At 38.6% G+C, this 16,002-nt stretch carries 11 protein-coding genes and 1 riboswitch; of the genes, 9 read left to right on the top strand and 2 right to left on the bottom strand.

The window, feature by feature from the left end:
• Window positions 1–64: 64 nt before the first annotated feature.
• The 9 genes from ACIPKN_RS19210 to ACIPKN_RS19170 all read left to right on the top strand — a co-directional run bounded on the left by ACIPKN_RS19210 (window position 65) and on the right by ACIPKN_RS19170 (window position 13,680).
• A complete protein-coding gene (locus tag ACIPKN_RS19210; RefSeq protein WP_400939072.1) occupies window positions 65–838 on the top strand; it encodes a DUF7683 domain-containing protein in 774 nt (257 codons plus the stop codon).
• 1,047 nt (window positions 839–1,885) lie between these two features.
• Window positions 1,886–4,270 (top strand): DUF7408 domain-containing protein, encoded by a 2,385-nt coding sequence (locus ACIPKN_RS19205; protein ID WP_400939070.1) that lies wholly within the window; start codon window positions 1,886–1,888, stop codon window positions 4,268–4,270.
• Window positions 4,270–5,205, top strand: coding sequence for an ABC transporter ATP-binding protein (locus ACIPKN_RS19200; RefSeq protein ID WP_400939067.1), 936 nt, complete (start codon window positions 4,270–4,272; stop codon window positions 5,203–5,205). Before ACIPKN_RS19205 ends, ACIPKN_RS19200 begins: the two co-directional genes overlap by 1 nt.
• Window positions 5,202–6,047, top strand: coding sequence for an ABC transporter permease (locus ACIPKN_RS19195; protein WP_400939064.1), 846 nt, complete (start codon window positions 5,202–5,204; stop codon window positions 6,045–6,047). The genes ACIPKN_RS19200 and ACIPKN_RS19195 overlap by 4 nt, the downstream gene beginning before the upstream one ends.
• 12 nt (window positions 6,048–6,059) lie before the next feature.
• The gene (locus ACIPKN_RS19190; protein ID WP_400939061.1) at window positions 6,060–7,463 is read left to right on the top strand and encodes a hypothetical protein; all 1,404 of its coding nucleotides are present in this window, start codon (window positions 6,060–6,062) and stop codon (window positions 7,461–7,463) included.
• 11 nt (window positions 7,464–7,474) lie between these two features.
• Window positions 7,475–8,470, top strand: a complete 996-nt coding sequence (locus ACIPKN_RS19185) for an AAA family ATPase (protein WP_400939058.1) — start codon at window positions 7,475–7,477, stop codon at window positions 8,468–8,470.
• Window positions 8,467–9,342 carry a DUF58 domain-containing protein gene (locus ACIPKN_RS19180; RefSeq protein WP_400939055.1) on the top strand — a complete coding sequence of 292 codons (876 nt, stop codon included), beginning with the start codon at window positions 8,467–8,469 and terminating at the stop codon, window positions 9,340–9,342. Before ACIPKN_RS19185 ends, ACIPKN_RS19180 begins: the two co-directional genes overlap by 4 nt.
• An 11-nt stretch (window positions 9,343–9,353) precedes the next feature.
• Window positions 9,354–11,099, top strand: coding sequence for a vWA domain-containing protein (locus tag ACIPKN_RS19175; protein ID WP_400939052.1), 1,746 nt, complete (start codon window positions 9,354–9,356; stop codon window positions 11,097–11,099).
• Complete coding sequence (locus ACIPKN_RS19170; RefSeq protein WP_400939049.1) at window positions 11,083–13,680, top strand: VWA domain-containing protein; 2,598 nt, start codon at window positions 11,083–11,085, stop codon at window positions 13,678–13,680. The genes ACIPKN_RS19175 and ACIPKN_RS19170 overlap by 17 nt, the downstream gene beginning before the upstream one ends.
• 136 nt (window positions 13,681–13,816) lie before the next feature.
• Here ACIPKN_RS19170 and thiW read toward each other — a convergent pair whose 3' ends face one another.
• Together thiW and ACIPKN_RS19160 are read right to left on the bottom strand one after the other, a co-directional pair.
• The gene (thiW, locus tag ACIPKN_RS19165) at window positions 13,817–14,326 is read right to left on the bottom strand and encodes an energy coupling factor transporter S component ThiW (protein ID WP_400939047.1); all 510 of its coding nucleotides are present in this window, start codon (window positions 14,324–14,326) and stop codon (window positions 13,817–13,819) included.
• A 117-nt stretch (window positions 14,327–14,443) separates the two neighbouring features.
• Window positions 14,444–14,551: riboswitch (TPP riboswitch) on the bottom strand.
• Between the two features lie 64 nt (window positions 14,552–14,615).
• A complete protein-coding gene (locus ACIPKN_RS19160) occupies window positions 14,616–15,812 on the bottom strand; it encodes an MFS transporter (RefSeq protein ID WP_142509966.1) in 1,197 nt (398 codons plus the stop codon).
• Between the last annotated feature and the right edge of the window lie 190 nt (window positions 15,813–16,002).

The raw sequence follows: 16,002 nt of genomic DNA, 5'->3' as shown, positions 1-16,002 counted from the left end.
ATAATATTTTTTATATTCTTTATATGTTGATTCATAAAATAATATGACTAAAGAGGTGATATAAGTGGGTAATCATATAAAATATCAATGGAGGATAACGAAATATAATCCAAACTTTAGAAATAATGAAGGTCATTACACGAAAGAGTTGGAATGGACAAGTCCTTCACACATAGGGAAAAAAATATATGGTGAAACATTTACATTAGAAGAATATTTAAAAGTCGAAACGGCATATATTGATACTATTATTAAGTTTTTAGATGTCAATCATATAAAATCATTAAGAATTATTAACACTACTTATATTGATGTAGATATGGATTCTGCCTTGTATAACAAATTGTATGATAAAAAATTAGACAATCTCCACTTAAAGGATGATCAAGAAGTAACTATTGATCAAATTCGTCTAATTTCTAAAATGGTATTACGAGGTTTCATATATTGTCATTTCATATCTTCAAATTTTTTTGTGCATTTTGGAGATGAGTATTACATGTTTATTGGAACAAATAATTATCAAGAGGAACCATTGAAATTTGCTAAGAAAAATAATTTATTTGTTGAAGAAATGGTTTCTCCATTTTATATAAATGAGGAAAACGTCGTGAGAACGATTATTTGGACTCCAATTAATGAAGATATTGTAGCAGGCGAGGAAATTCTAACTGATATTCCAATAGAGGAATATAGAAAAATAATGAAGCTTTCGAATACTCATCCAGTTATCGGGGTATTTCCAATTACATCAAGTAATGAGGAGTTTTTCCGAAAAAAACTAAGTCATAATATTGATACTAATAAGTATCAATATTATCTAAGTGCAGGGGATTAATCTCACTGTACATAATCGGTTTTGATTACCAGTAGATAAAACTGTATCCAACCTAACAGCTTGGATACAGTTTTTTGATTTTTATTCTAATACTCATATAGGGGTTCAACCGACAAAGCGCAGATATTATACGCTAAGAAATTATCAAAAACGAACGTTTAGGGGGTTCAGTCCCGAAAATGCGGATTTACAACGATAAGACTTTTGAAACAGCTTATTTGAGACACGGGCACCCCTTATTTGTCGCAAAATTGACTACGTCTCAATAGATTAAACCCTATCGATGCAATGTTCAAGAATGTAACTTCTGTAAAAGAAGCCCTATTCAAGAGCTGCTTTTGTAATCTTATACAATCACTTGCCCACAAGTCTTATTGACTTTTTTTAATCACACCAGCAACCTCAAGAACCACATTTACAATCCCATCAACAATCGCCTCAAACTTCACGTCATACAGCTTATTATCCGCACTATTATTAATAAAACCCAACCTCCAGCAATAACGCAGGGGCTCGCGTATGCTTCAACACATAAAAATCTGCTTCTTTTACGCTGCGATTACGAATCCAACACGTACTAAAGCACTCTGGATCTTCACAGGTTTGATCATCAGTAATTTAGATACGAGATTGCCCTTTACGACTTCGTTTAAAATCAGAAAATCAAAATTGCCACGCACACAAGAAATTCAATTTAATCGATAGAATCGTTACCAACGGCAATTTATGGAGAGCTTTTAAAAAGGTAAAAGAAAATGGAGGAGCTCCGGGTGTGAACGGAATAACAGTTCACGAACTAAAATCTCACCTGCGGAAATATTTTGAGCCACTCAAACAGCAACTAAAGGATGGCACATACAGACGCCCCGAAAGCGAAGCGTCAGCAACAAAGCGCCCAGTCGGAACGGAAATCAACGGACACATTGGCAATTAGGTAAATCTTAAGAGTTTATGAATATTCATGAAGATGTCGTAAGAAATGGAACAAAATTCAATTTAAATCGTATAATTATGTAGCCAACAATTTACATAAAAGGGGTTGAGTTTTTGAAAAAAACGAATATTACGGCATTTATACTGTTATTCATGCTTATTAGCTTTATTCTACCTGTGGAGCAGGCGAGTGCAGCGGCTACATTGGACGTGCAGGCTAAGGCAGGGATTGCAGGTAAAGCAAAATACCAATCAGTTGTGCCACTTCAAATAACAGTAAAAAATAATGGTACAGATTTTTCTGGAGACATGGTCATCAATACTGCCAATTCCTATCAAGTTGCGTCTGCTAAAGTGCTTCCAATAGATATAGCTGCGGGAGAAGAAAAAACATTTGATATTTATCTAGAAGGTATCGATTCCTGGAATGCAGATGTGTTTGCATTTTATGAAGGAAGCATTGAAAAAGGAAAAAAGGTTGCTTATAAAGGAACAAAACAGATGCAAGGTAACCTTTTAGATCCTTCATCAGTTTTTATTTATACATTAACGGATAAAAGCGATCGTTTATCAGCATTTTTGAAGTTATCCAAATTAGCTCCTCAAAATAATGTTGAAGTTTTCAATTTAAAGCAAATCAAGGACTATACACTGCCAGAGGATCCACAAGGATTTGCGATGGCGAATGTTGTCGTCATCGATGAAATTGCTATTGCTGATTTATCACAAAAGCAACAAGAGTCTTTACTAAATTGGGTACAGAATGGTGGAACATTAATAGTAGGAGCTGCTGATCAGCTAAATGCAACAGCAGGTATTTTCAAAGATTATTTACCACTGGCATTATCCGAGCAAATGACATCTGTTTCTGCAGATAGCCTATCAAAATTATCAGGTGGAGGAACTTTTACACAGCCTATTTCAATATATGGGGCAACTGAAAATAAAGGAAGTATTCCTGTATTAACAGATAACAATAAGATTTTAGCGTCTAAGAAAAAAGTTGGCAGTGGGGAAATTATTCAAACAGCCTTTTCTTTAGGGGATCAACCACTTGCATCTATGGATGGCTACCCAGCATTAGTGGCAAAATTGATAAATATTCAAAAGATATCACAACAAGCGGTGATAGCAAATGGACAGTCACCAATGGATCAAATTTCATTTGATCTGCGTAACATAAATGAATTATTCCCTTCGTTTGAAGTATCTGTTAGCTATATGCTAGTAGTTATTATTTTATATATTTTAATAATTGGACCTATTTTATATTTCATTTTAAAGAAAATAGACAAACGTGAGCATGCATGGTGGATCATTCCTGCGATATCAATTGTGTTATCTATTGCTCTATTTATTTTTGGTGCAAAAGATCGAATTGGGCAACCGCAAATTCAACAATCTGCATTTTATAAAATAAATGAAGATAGTAGTGTAAGTGGTTATTATGTAGAGTCCATTTTAACAAATCGTAGTGGTGATTTTGTTGTTAATGCAGATAAGAATACAAGTGCAGTCGCGCTACGAAATTCTAATAATTTCGCAGTGGTAAGGGAGGATTTACATGAATTATCCTATATTAAGGAAAATGCCAATGGTTCGACGTTAACACTACGTGATTTAAGCTATTGGTCTGTGCAATCGTTTGCAGGGAAGTCAACGGCGCATAATCTTGGGAAGATGGATATCGATATTACATTAAATAATGAAAAGCTAACTGGGACAATTAAGAACAATTTCCCGTTTGACCTAAAGGATGTTACGTTAATCTCTGGCGTTAAAGAAATTAAACTTGGCGACATTGAAGCGAACGGTACACTTAAAGTCGACACAGAGCTAAAAGCAACGGTTCTTCAAAAACCATCTAATTTTACTAGTTACAATTTTAATAATTATCCAGCGAAGAAGGAAGACGTGAATCCTTCACGTATCGAGGGTATGAAATCTATGGCATTACCGCTTGTAGAAGATGATAAAAAACCTGTCATTACAGCATGGGCAGACCAAGCAATTGCTGGGGTTGAGCTAGAAACAAGTGCCAATATGTCTCCGATTTCCTATTTTGTTCAGCCGTTTGAAGGAAAAGTAGAGTTATCAGGTCCATTTACGATGAAACGTAACAACTTTACGTATTCAGTAAACCAACTATCTCCTAATTCGTATGCTGAAAAAGTTGATGAACAGTTAAATACTTGGCGCTTATCTGATGGTTCCTATGAAGTATCCATCGCGATGCCAGATAAGTTTATGAATTCAGTTCAAACGTTAAACGAATTGACAGTTTCAAATAAGGATATTGATCGCATGCAGCTATCGATTTGGAATAACGAAACGGAAAATTATGAGCCATTAGTAGATGCGAAACAGGTGTTTACAGGTAACATAAAAAAATACGTCAATGATAATGATGAATTGCTGATTGAGATTAGATTCGGACCAGATCAAACAGGTGAGGAAACAAAATTACCAGATGTAGAGCTGAAGGGAGTGGCGAAATAATGATTGAAATTCGTGATTTAACAAAAAGATACGGCTCCTTTACAGCACTAGATCATTTGAATCTATCTTTGGAGGAAGGGGTTGTCTTTGGTTTTGTAGGTGCCAATGGGGCAGGTAAATCGACTACATTCTCGATTTTAGCAACCTTGCTATCTCCAACTTCAGGTGACGCCATTATTAATGGTAAAAGCGTTATTAAGGAACCGAAGAAAGTTCGAAAACAAATTGGTTATATGCCAGATTTCTTTGGCGTCTATGATCAACTAAAAGTAGACGAATACTTAGACTTTTACGGTGCCAGCTACGGCATTGGGGCAGCTGAACGAAAAGTACTTATTCCACAGCTACTAGAGCTCGTGAATTTAACGAATAAACGTCATGAATATGTTGATTTACTGTCACGTGGGATGAAGCAGCGTCTATGTTTAGCACGTGCCCTTATCCATGATCCTAAAGTATTAATTTTAGATGAACCTGCTTCAGGCTTGGATCCACGTGCTCGAGTAGAAATGCGAGATATTTTACGGAATTTAAAAGCTATGGGAAAAACGATTTTAATCTCCTCACATATTTTGCCTGAGCTTGCAGAAATGTGTGATGAAATCGGTGTGATTGATAATGGTAAGCTTATCGCTCATGGCAATGTAGCTTCCATTCAAGCACAGTTACAGGGGGAGAAGCGTATCGTAGTAAAAGTAACGGATCGTTTAAACGAGGTACGTGCGTTTTTGGAGGAGGATCCACTGATCTCTTCTATAGATGTAATGGATAATCGCTTAGAGATAGCCTTTAATTACCGAGGAACAGATGACGATCAGGTAGCACTATTGAAAAAGGCAATACTTGCGAATTTACCTATTTATGCATTAAGCGAAGAAGAAAAAGATTTAGAGGATGTCTTTATGGCTATTACGAAGGGAGCGGACAATCAATGATGGAACGATTTTATAATCCGGTATTCGTAAAAGAATTGAAGTTACGCTTCCGTTCTTTTAAAAGCTTTTCAGGTTTAATGTTTTATTTAGCGGTTATTTGTATTTTTATCGTAGGATTTTTGCTTATAACAACTGGGTTCACAGGCAAGGGTTTCTTTAGACCAGACACAAGCTTTATGATGTTCGCAGTCTTAACAATATTACAAATGGCTCTTGTTCTTTTCATTACACCGAGTTTAACTGCCGGTGCAATTAGTAGCGAAAGGGAAAAGCAAACATTAAATATTTTACTAACAACGACACAAAGCTCTACCCAAATCATCATTGGAAAATTATTATCCTCGGTAGCATTTTTAGTATTAATGCTTATCGCAGGGTTACCATTGTATAGTTTAGTATTTTTATTTGGAGGCGTATCACCGTCTCAATTAATCTCGATATTTTTATTTTATTTATTAACAGTTGTAGCCATTGGTAGTATTGGTGTTATGTTTTCAACCATTACAAAGCGGACAATTGTTGCGATGATTTCTACGTACGGTTCGATCATTTTTTTAGGTGGTATTACAGCGTTTTTCTTCTTCTTATCGATGGCCTTCCATCAAATGGGGAATGTCGCAGGTACTGGTACTTCTTATATGACTTACTTCTGGGCTGCTATTAACCCAGGTGCATTAATGCTTACACTTACTTCATCATCCATGGGCGATGCTTTAGTGCAAGTTTCGGGCGTGAAATTACCTGTATGGATTAGTTATTTAATAGCTTATTCTTTGATCATTGTTGTTTGTTTAACAATTGCGATTAGAAAATTACGTGCCAATATGAAAAGTAATCGATAAGGAGGAAACCTTATGGAGCGTCGTAAGCAATTACGAAAATATATTCAACGTGCAAAGACGAGTTTAACAGTAGAAAGAAGCATTCCAATTGCACAGTACGGCTTGTTTTTGGCATTGCTTTCGAGTGCTGCCCTATTACTTGTTTCACGGCTCTTTGTTTGGCCGTATTATCGCCAAACAGCTCTTGCTATCTTTATCGCTGTCATACTAGCAACAGTGCTGTTTATGTGGTGGAAGCGTATAAAAGAAAAGGAAGCATTGCATACACTGGATGATTATTTTACTCACAATGAGCTTGTGACAGCCTTATCGTTCGAGGACGATAAGGACCCACTCGTTCAATCTCTACTAACGAAAGCAATCGAGAACGTTGAAAAGGCGTTTGCTGATTTTAAGGCTCGAAAGAAAAATTTGATTCGTCCAAAAGCATTGATTGGTTTATTTGGAACAGCTGTCGTACTGGCCATTCTTTATATGTTCCCAGCAGCTTCACAAATTGAAGCCATTGAGGTGGAGAAAGAAAAAGCTGTCATTGAAGACGTAAAGAAGGAAGTTGCTAAATTAGAAAAAAAAGCAGAAACAAAAGAAGTGAAAGAGCAATTAAAAGAATTGCAAAATACGTTAAAAAAGACAGAAACAGCGGAAGAGGCATTACGGGAAGTCGTGAAAAAGCAAAAGGAGCTTGCTTTAAAGGAGCAACAATTAAAGGATAAACAAACAGCTAGTAAGGAGGGCGCTTCTGACGACAAAGGTTTATCGAAGGAAGAAGTGGAGCAATTGAAGGAGCTCGCCCAAATGCAGCAGGAGCTAACGCAAAATGCAAATGCTACTCAGACAGCTATGAGCAAGCTTGGGAAACCTGCAAGCAATACGCTACAAAATGCTATTGCGAGTGCCAATAGTGCCAACAACAATCAGCAAAACAATAATAATCCAAATCAAAATTCATCAGGGAATTCACAGCCGAACAATCAAACAGGACAACAAGGCCAAACTAATTCTCAAAATGGATCCCAACAGGCTAGTGGTAAAGGTCAGAAGCAAGGATCGAATCAAAGCAATCAACAAGGTCAGGGACAAGGTAATGGACAGGGACAAGGTAATGGACAAGGACAAGGTCGGGGCAATCGTTCAGGTCAAGGTGCTGGCACAGGACAGGGCGGCCGCGATTTATTAACGACACCAAGAATTGGTGGCTCTAGTCAGACTTCAGTTGATGGTGGAGCATTAGGAGAGGGATCACATGTTTCAGAACAACAAGGAAATGGCCCGATTACTAAAGGTTCTATCCGACCGTATGAGGAAGTTATAGGTTCCTATAAAGATAGCTATTTAGAAAGCTCAGAGCGTTTACAATTACCGAAAGATTTACAAAATGTCGTGCAATCTTATTTCACGTCAATTGAGTCTAAGTAGGAGGAAAAGGTATGGCATTTACAGAGCAACAATATGTTGAAATGAGTACGAAATTACAACAAGTGAAGGAAGAAATTCATCGCTTTATCGTTGGCCAAGAGGAAGCCATTGATTATACATTATACGCAGTCCTTGCTGACGGACATGCATTATTAGAGGGCCCACCGGGTTTAGGGAAAACGATGTTAATTCGTACAATTTCTGAAGTACTAGATTTATCATTTTCACGAATTCAATTTACACCAGATTTAATGCCAGCGGATATTACAGGGACAAGCATGATTGAGCGCACAGTTGATGGCAAGCAGCAGTTTACGTTCCAGCCTGGTCCGATTTTTAGCCAAATGGTATTAGCGGATGAGATTAACCGAGCAACACCAAAAACACAAAGTGCACTGCTTGAAGCAATGGGTGAAAAAACTGTAACAATTTTAGGAGATACAAAGAAGATGGCAAGACCATTCTTCGTATTAGCAACACAAAACCCGATTGAGATGGAGGGAACATACCCGTTACCAGAAGCACAAATGGACCGTTTCCTATGTAAAATTCTTGTGTCGTATCCTGAGAAAAGTGAGCTAATGGAAATTATGAAGCGTACAACAGGCGCTAAGGAAATTGGTTTACAAAAGATCATGGATACAGAAGCACTGATTGAAGCGCAGCAAATGGTTAAGGAAGTACTCGTTGCTGATGAAATGCTCGAATTTGCGACGGACCTTGTTGTGGCTACTCATCCTGAGAGAGTGGATGCCATTGATGAGGTCAAGCAATATGCCATGTATGGTAGCGGCCCTCGAGGTTTACAAAGTTTGATCAAATTAGCAAAGGCAAGAGCGCTTATGAATGGACGTTTCCACGTGTCTGTGGCGGATATTAAATCTGTAGCTAAGCCAGTGTTACGCCATCGAATGCTGTTGAATTATGAAGGGGAGGCTTCAGGTAAAACAGCAGACGATGTGATTGATGTCATTTTAGAAAAAGTACAGCAAGGTGTTAGCAGGTGACACAAAAATTATTATTGCCCGAAGATTGGTTAGCGAAAATCAGTCGCTTCCAAGTGGCAACGGCCTCCAAATTACGTGGGCAGCACAAGGGCTCGCACCGTTCGCAGCGCTTCGGGGCATCGCTCGATTTTTCAGATTTTCGTGAATATCATTTAGGTGATGATGTACGTCAGGTGGATTGGAACGTCTTTGCGAGAACTGATAAATACTTCATTAAACGTTTTTTAGATGAACAAGAAATGCGCGTACACATTTTGCTAGATACAACTAAATCTATGGGGGATCAAGCAAAATGGACTTTTGCCCGGCAAATTGTTGCCTCACTTGGTCTAATGGTGCTCGGTCGCGATGATCGCTTATCTTTTTCTTTCCTGCAGGATGAAGTGAGGCCACCGTTTCGTCGTAAAGGTGCCATGTATCGTCGCGCCTTTTTACAGGTGGTCACAGAGATTGAGCAAGCAACTTATACAAATAGCTTCGCACAGGGAGCTTTCAAAGCATTGCCTAAAGATAGTACCGTACTATTTATTGTGACAGACGGACTTGAGCCAATCGATGAATGGGAGCAACTTTTAAAAAGGCTACCACGCTTTGCGGGGGATGTCCGTATTTTGCAAATAATTACGCAAGAAGAAATAGCACCTGAGTATACGGGCGACGTACGCTTACTTGATCGTGAAACGGGTAGAGATGTAAATGTTACGATGTCTTCTAAAGTTCTGGACACATATAGGGCAAGACGTTTTTTACATGAAGAGGAATTTGAAGCAATTTGTCGGCGCTTCGGTGTTCGACAATTACAGCTTAAAGTAGAGGATGGATTGCAGCATGCCATCTTCCAACAATTATTAAAAGCACATTGGATTAGGTGAGGTGAGCCGTATTGGGCTTTAGTCAAATACTTTTTAGCTGGACGGCCATCATCCCGGTCATTGTCCTTCTATATTATTTCTTTCGAAAAAAATATACCGATCAAACCGTATCCTCCACACTTTTCTGGTCGGAAATTATGCAAGAAACCCGTGTGTCACCATACTTAAAACACTTACAAAAAAACGCACTGCTTTATTTGCAACTACTTGCTCTTCTTTTACTCGTACTAGCATTAATGAATCCATATGTTAAAAAGTCAACAATTGTTGGTGCGCAGACGATTTTCATAGTAGACACGTCTGCAACGATGTTAGCAGGGAAAGAGCAGTCAACATTTGATACACATAAAAAAGAAATGCTGTCATTGGTTAATGAACTTGACGGAAGACCTGTGACACTCATTACAACAGGCAATACGCCAAAAGCTATATTACAGCAGGAAACAAAGATTAAAGATATTGAAAAAGCTATTCAAGAGTTACAAGTAACATATGAAACAGCACAAATGAATAAAGCTTTAGATGTGGCACAGGCTTTTGTCGGTAATACACCAACATCTATTTATGTCTTTACAGATTCGCTCGATAAAAAGCAATTACCGATGGAAAAAGATACGGTGAAGTGGATCGTAAAAGGATCCGCAAAAGATTTAACAAATATCGCAATGACACGTTTTGCTGCTACTACAGATGGACAATCTGCTATGGCGCTTGTACAGTTACAAAATGATACGGACCAAGAGCAAAATGTAACACTTTCGATAGACAATGTTAAAGGTAAGAAAATAGTTGCGGAGAGTGTTGTATTACCTCCAAATGAAGCTATAACAAAAACATTCAAAGACCTTCCATTAGAAGATACTATGACTGCTAAGATAGATGCTAAGGACGATTATGCTGTTGATAATTCACAGCCTGTATTGCTACAAACAGCTACTTCAAAAGTAGTTGTCGATCAAAGTATGCATCAACTCATTCAAAAAGGTTTGCAAACGATTAATAGTAGCGTGAAGATTGTTCCATCTTCACAAGTGGCTGACAATTTGGATGCCACTGTGGTGACAAATCAGACGGCGCTACTCGAAAAGATGGACAAGCCAATTGTATTATTTGGACGGGATGATGTTGAGAAGGTTGAAGCTACTGGGGAAATCAGTACAACAAGTGATGCATTGTTTGCATTTAGTGAGCTAAAAGATATTTACGTCAGTACTGTATATCCTGGATTCGACAACTATAAAACGATTGCATCAGTTGGAGACCAGCCATTTATTCAGCGTTCACCTGAAGGAGATATTGTTGTATTAGCTGATATTGCAGATACAGATTGGCCGTTGCATCCTTCATTCCCATTATTTTTATGGAGTGCTGAACAGGAGCTTTCAGCATCGATTGGTTCACTTGGTATTTTTACACCAAATGAGCAACGTGCAGTTGCTTTAACGCAAGGTGAGTGGAGTGTATATTCGCAGGAAGATGAGTTTTTATCGTCTATTACGAATGGTCTATTAACAGCACCAATGAAGCCAGGAATTTATACAGCTCGCTCAAATGATGAAGAAAAGCGCTTCATCGTACAGCTTCAAGCACAAGAGCGTGTGATTGAAAAAGGGACAAGCTATACACTTGGAGAGCTTCCAGACAATGGTAAGGAAGAAATATCGAAAACATCGTTCGTACCTTGGCTTATCCTTATCATCTTAGTATTATTTGTTTTAGAGTGGGAGGTGCAACGACGTCGTGGATTTACGAATTGATATGCCATTAGCATTGTTGCTTTTACTTCCATTGCTTATGTATTTTGGATGGACCTATTGGCGTGAACGTCAGCGACTAAAAAAAAGCCATATCGTCGTACTAGGTATTCGTATTGTGGCTATATGCTGTTTGGTTTTTGCACTTGCAGGGCCCTATATTTTATTGCCCGTAAAGGAAGAACAAGTATTATTTTTAGTGGACCGTTCTGCTTCAATGAATGGTACAGATGATGAGATGTCCAATTTTATAGCGGAAAGTTTACAGTCGAAAAAAGATGAACAGCTTGCAGGGATTTATTCTTTTTCATCGACTTTACAAACGGAAGCCATTTTATCGAAGTTTTTAAAGGAAGTGCCGAAGTTTACAGCTATAAAAGCAACAGATCAAACAAATATTGAACAGAGTCTACAGCTCGCTTCAGGTATTGTAGATCCGAAAAAAGCGACACGACTTGTGCTCTTAACGGATGGCAATGAAACAAAAGGGGATGCCTTAGAATTTGCATCGAAGTTTAAAGGGTCAAATATTAGCGTTGATGTAATGCCGTTTAACCAACCTGTTGCGAAGGATGTATCCATGAAAAGCTTTGTTACACCACAAGTTGCTTATGTTGGTGAGCAGCAGCAGTTAGTCGCTGAAATAAATGCAACTGTAGCAGAACAAGGTGAGCTATTACTATACGAAAACGATAAGCTTATTCACCGTGAAGCAGTGGAACTTACAGAAGGTTCGAATGTATTTTCGTTTAAACATTCAGCAACAGCTGAAGGGCTTGTAAAATATGAGGCACTCGTGCAGGTTGAGCAGGATGCAATTTTTGAAAATAATAAATTAACAAGCGTCACGATGGTGCAAAGTGAGCCACATTTACTAATTGTTAATGGCTATGAAACGGCATCACCAATTGCAGCGGCGCTAGGCAAACAATCAATTGCCTATGATGTTGTAAATGCTAAAAGTCTACCAAATGAACTTTCTAGTTATTTACAATACAATGCCATCATTTTTGATAATGTGCCAGGGCATTTAGTAGGCGAGGCAAAAATGAATGTCATTGAGCAAGCAGTGAAAAATTTCGGTGTCGGTTTTACAATGGTTGGTGGCGAAAATAGCTTTGGTTTAGGTGGCTATTTTAAAACACCAATCGAAACTTTACTACCTGTTGAAATGGAGATTAAAGGTAAGGAGCAATTGCCATCATTAGGGCTAGTTATCGTACTTGACCGCTCGGGAAGTATGTCTGGAGCAAAGCTAGAGCTTGCAAAAGAAGCGGCCGCTCGTTCAGTTGAAATGCTACGAGATGAGGATACGCTCGGGTTTATAGCCTTTGATGATCGACCTTGGGAAATTATTGAGACAGGACCACTTGGCAATAAGGAAGATGCGGTGGATACAATTTTATCTGTAACGCCAGGGGGAGGTACCGAAATATATGGATCACTAGCTAAAGCTTATGAAAATCTAGCTGATTTAAAGCTACAGCGTAAGCATATTATTCTATTAACGGATGGTCAGTCTCAGCCAGGTAACTATGAGGACTTAATTGCACAAGGAAAAGAGAATGGCGTAACCCTATCAACGGTTGCAATTGGTCAGGATGCTGATGCCAACTTACTTGAAGCACTCAGTGAGATGGGCAGTGGGCGTTTCTACGATGTTATTGATGAGCAGACGATCCCCTCCATTTTATCTCGTGAAACTGCCATGATTTCACGCACATATATTGAGGATAACCCATTCTATCCAACTATATTTAATGCGGCTGGCTGGAATACGTTATTTGCGAATGGTGTACCTAAAATGAATGCTTATATTGGTACAACAGCAAAGCAGGGAGCTACTGTTATAGCAGAAAGTGAGAAAGAGGATCCAGTACTAGCAGAATGGCAATATGGCCTTGGCAAAACATTTGCCTTTACTTCTGATTCGACAGGAAAATGGACAGGGGACTGGGCAAGATGGCAAAATTGGGGCACTTTTTGGCAAACGCTTATTTCAAAAATGCTACCAAGTTATAATGATGTTGCCTATGATGTACGTCTAGAATCAGACGGCTCATTTGTCATCACTGATCCAACAAATGAAGCGGCGTTCTTAGATATTGTTGCTGTCAATGAAGCTGGTGAAGAACTTGATACACAACTTGAAACAATTTCAGCATCACAAGTTCGAGCAGTCGTACAAGCAGAACCAGGACTCATCTTCTTCCGCATTGCCGATGAAGATCAGACCATTTACCAGGCAGGCTTAAGTGTACCTTATAGTGCAGAGTATGAATTACGCCCAGTGAATGATAAGTTAATCGAAGCACTAACAAAGCAAACAGGCGGCTCTGTTTTGAAGGAACCGAGCGAGGTATTCCGTGAATTTACTAAAAAAGGTGCAGAACGTCAAAATATTGCGACATGGCTTTTATTAGCAGGGATGTTGCTATTCTTTATTGATATTACCATCCGACGCTTTGGTTGGCGCTTCTTAACTAGGCCGAAGAAAAAAGAACAGCCTGTAGAGAGAACACAGATACAGGAAGATGACACAAATGTTGCCCAGCTATTAAAGGGTATGAAAAAACGATCTTAGTAAGTTAAAACGATGGTTCATTGCTTTATAGTAATGAGCCATCGTTTTTTCCTAAATTGTTCCGATAAATAGATGAAACATTCCGATAAAATCTGAAATTGTTCCGATAAATCACAAATTTATTCCGTTAAATTACTCATCTCACAATATTTTTATCTAAAAAGGATTTACGATTTATAGTATTCTTCCGCAAATTGCTAGCAACGACTATACCTAAGACAGCACCAATAGTACTTGAGGTTAAAAAGGCTGGCATGAAAAATAAAGCAGCAACGGATGTCCCCATTAATAAATGTGCGTAAGGTACTGCGATAAGTGAGGCAATGATACCTGTCCCAAACATTTCACCGACACCTGCAAGCCATTGCTTGCCGCTGTATTTATAGGCAAGAGCTGCACATAGAGCGCCAATAACACTGCCAGGAATAGCTAGTAATGAGCCTGTGCCTGTTAAAATACGAATAATAGCTGTGACAAAGGCGACCATAACAGTAGGCACTGGTCCAAGAATGATAGCACCGATAACATTAATGGCATGCTGGACAGGGTAGGCACGAGCAATTCCCGTTGGTATTGAAACGAAGGTAGAACCAGCTACGGCAATTGCTACTAATATGGCCATGATTGTTAATTTTCGAATTGACATAATTTCCACTCCTTTGAAATGTTAATACCGCCGCAAAAACAGAGAGAATCGCCGCTAAAGCGTCAAAAAGCCGCTTCCTAAAAACAACAGGAAGCGGCCTTGCATCTACAAATAAAAAAGCAAGTGTCGACACTTCCCTCCGCTAGTGTGAACTAGATCAGGTTCAAAGGGTCCGTATATGACCATATACGTCTCAGCCTTTTAAAGACTCCCCTAGTGGTAAGAATTTAATTAATTTTTTCTCTTAATAATGTAGCATACTATTAAAAATAGTCAATAACTTTTCAGACTATTTTGTATCAGGATGCATAAGGTGTGGCGCTTTTTTCATTGTCCAAATAAGGGCAAGGAAGAAGCAAGCCATTAAAATAATAGCCCCGAATATATAAGGACTGTTCATATTCCAATCGAATAATATACCTGCTAAAGCTGGACCAATCATATTACCAAGACTCATATACGCATTGTTCAGACCAGCTGCAAAGCCTTGTTCATTTTCAGCAAGTTTTGAAATCAGTGTGTTGACAGCTGGACGAATCAATGTCGTAGCTGTAGAGAAGATGGTCGCTACAATCAAAATAAGTGCAAATCCAGATGCGAATAATATTAAGAAAATCGAAACGGATGCAATAAATAAATTGACTAACACTACTTTCATTTCGCCGAAGCGATTAAACAGCGGTGTAATAACAAACATCTGTACAACAACACCAAAAGCGCCACCCATAACTAATATAATGGCGATATCAGTAGGTGTGTAATTAAACTTATCTGTAACAAATAATGATAATGTTGTTTGGAAGTTAGCAATCCCGAAAGAGAATACAAGCATGATAATTAGCATGACAAAATAAGGCATTCGGACTGAACGGGCCATCTGCTTTGCAAGATTATCCTGCTTCTGCGCTTTTTTCGCTGCATTCGGTTTTGTAGCAGGCAATAAAAAGAACGATAAAATAGCTGCTAAGATAGCTGCAAACCCAGCGGTATAAAATGGAAAATGCAAACTAACTTTTGAGAGGAATCCACCGATACCTGGTCCGATCATAAAACCAAAGGACATTGCTGCCCCTATCATCCCCATACCTTTTCCTCGTTCCTCATACGTTGTGACGTCTGCCACAAAAGCCATTATAGGAGGTGCCACAAATGCGGAACCAAGGCCACCAAAAAAGCGTGCCAGGAAGAGCATCCACACATCTGTAGAAAGCCCGAAACAAATTTGTGCAAGTCCTGTTACGATAAGACCGAAAATAATGAGATTTTTACGACCGTATTGATCGGAGAGATTCCCAGCAATTGGAGAAAATATGAATTGTGCGAAGGCGAACGTTGCAATCAACATGCCAAGTACTTGTCCTGCGGCACCAAACAATTTTAAATACTCAGGCATGACAGGAATAATAATTCCGATACTCCCCATTGCGATAAACATATTAAACATTAAAATATACAAAGCCGCCTTATTAGACTTCTGCTGGGTCATCGAATACCCCTTTCTTTAATCAAATATACTACAGTCTACCATAAGACTTATACGTTTGCTATTGACTATAAGTCTGAGATTTACTAGAAAGATATGCGGATTCTCAAATACGGCCGGCTAGTTTTTCCACAGAAGCTTACTTCCAGATAAACGAAAAAAAGCTGTTCTCAACGTTTGTAACGTGAGAACA

The sequence above is a fragment of the Lysinibacillus sp. NPDC086135 genome (assembly GCF_044746345.1).
GTDB lineage: Bacteria > Bacillota > Bacilli > Bacillales_A > Planococcaceae > Lysinibacillus.
The sequence above is the reverse complement of the archived record's forward strand: the minus strand, read 5'-3'. Positions and strand labels throughout refer to the sequence as shown.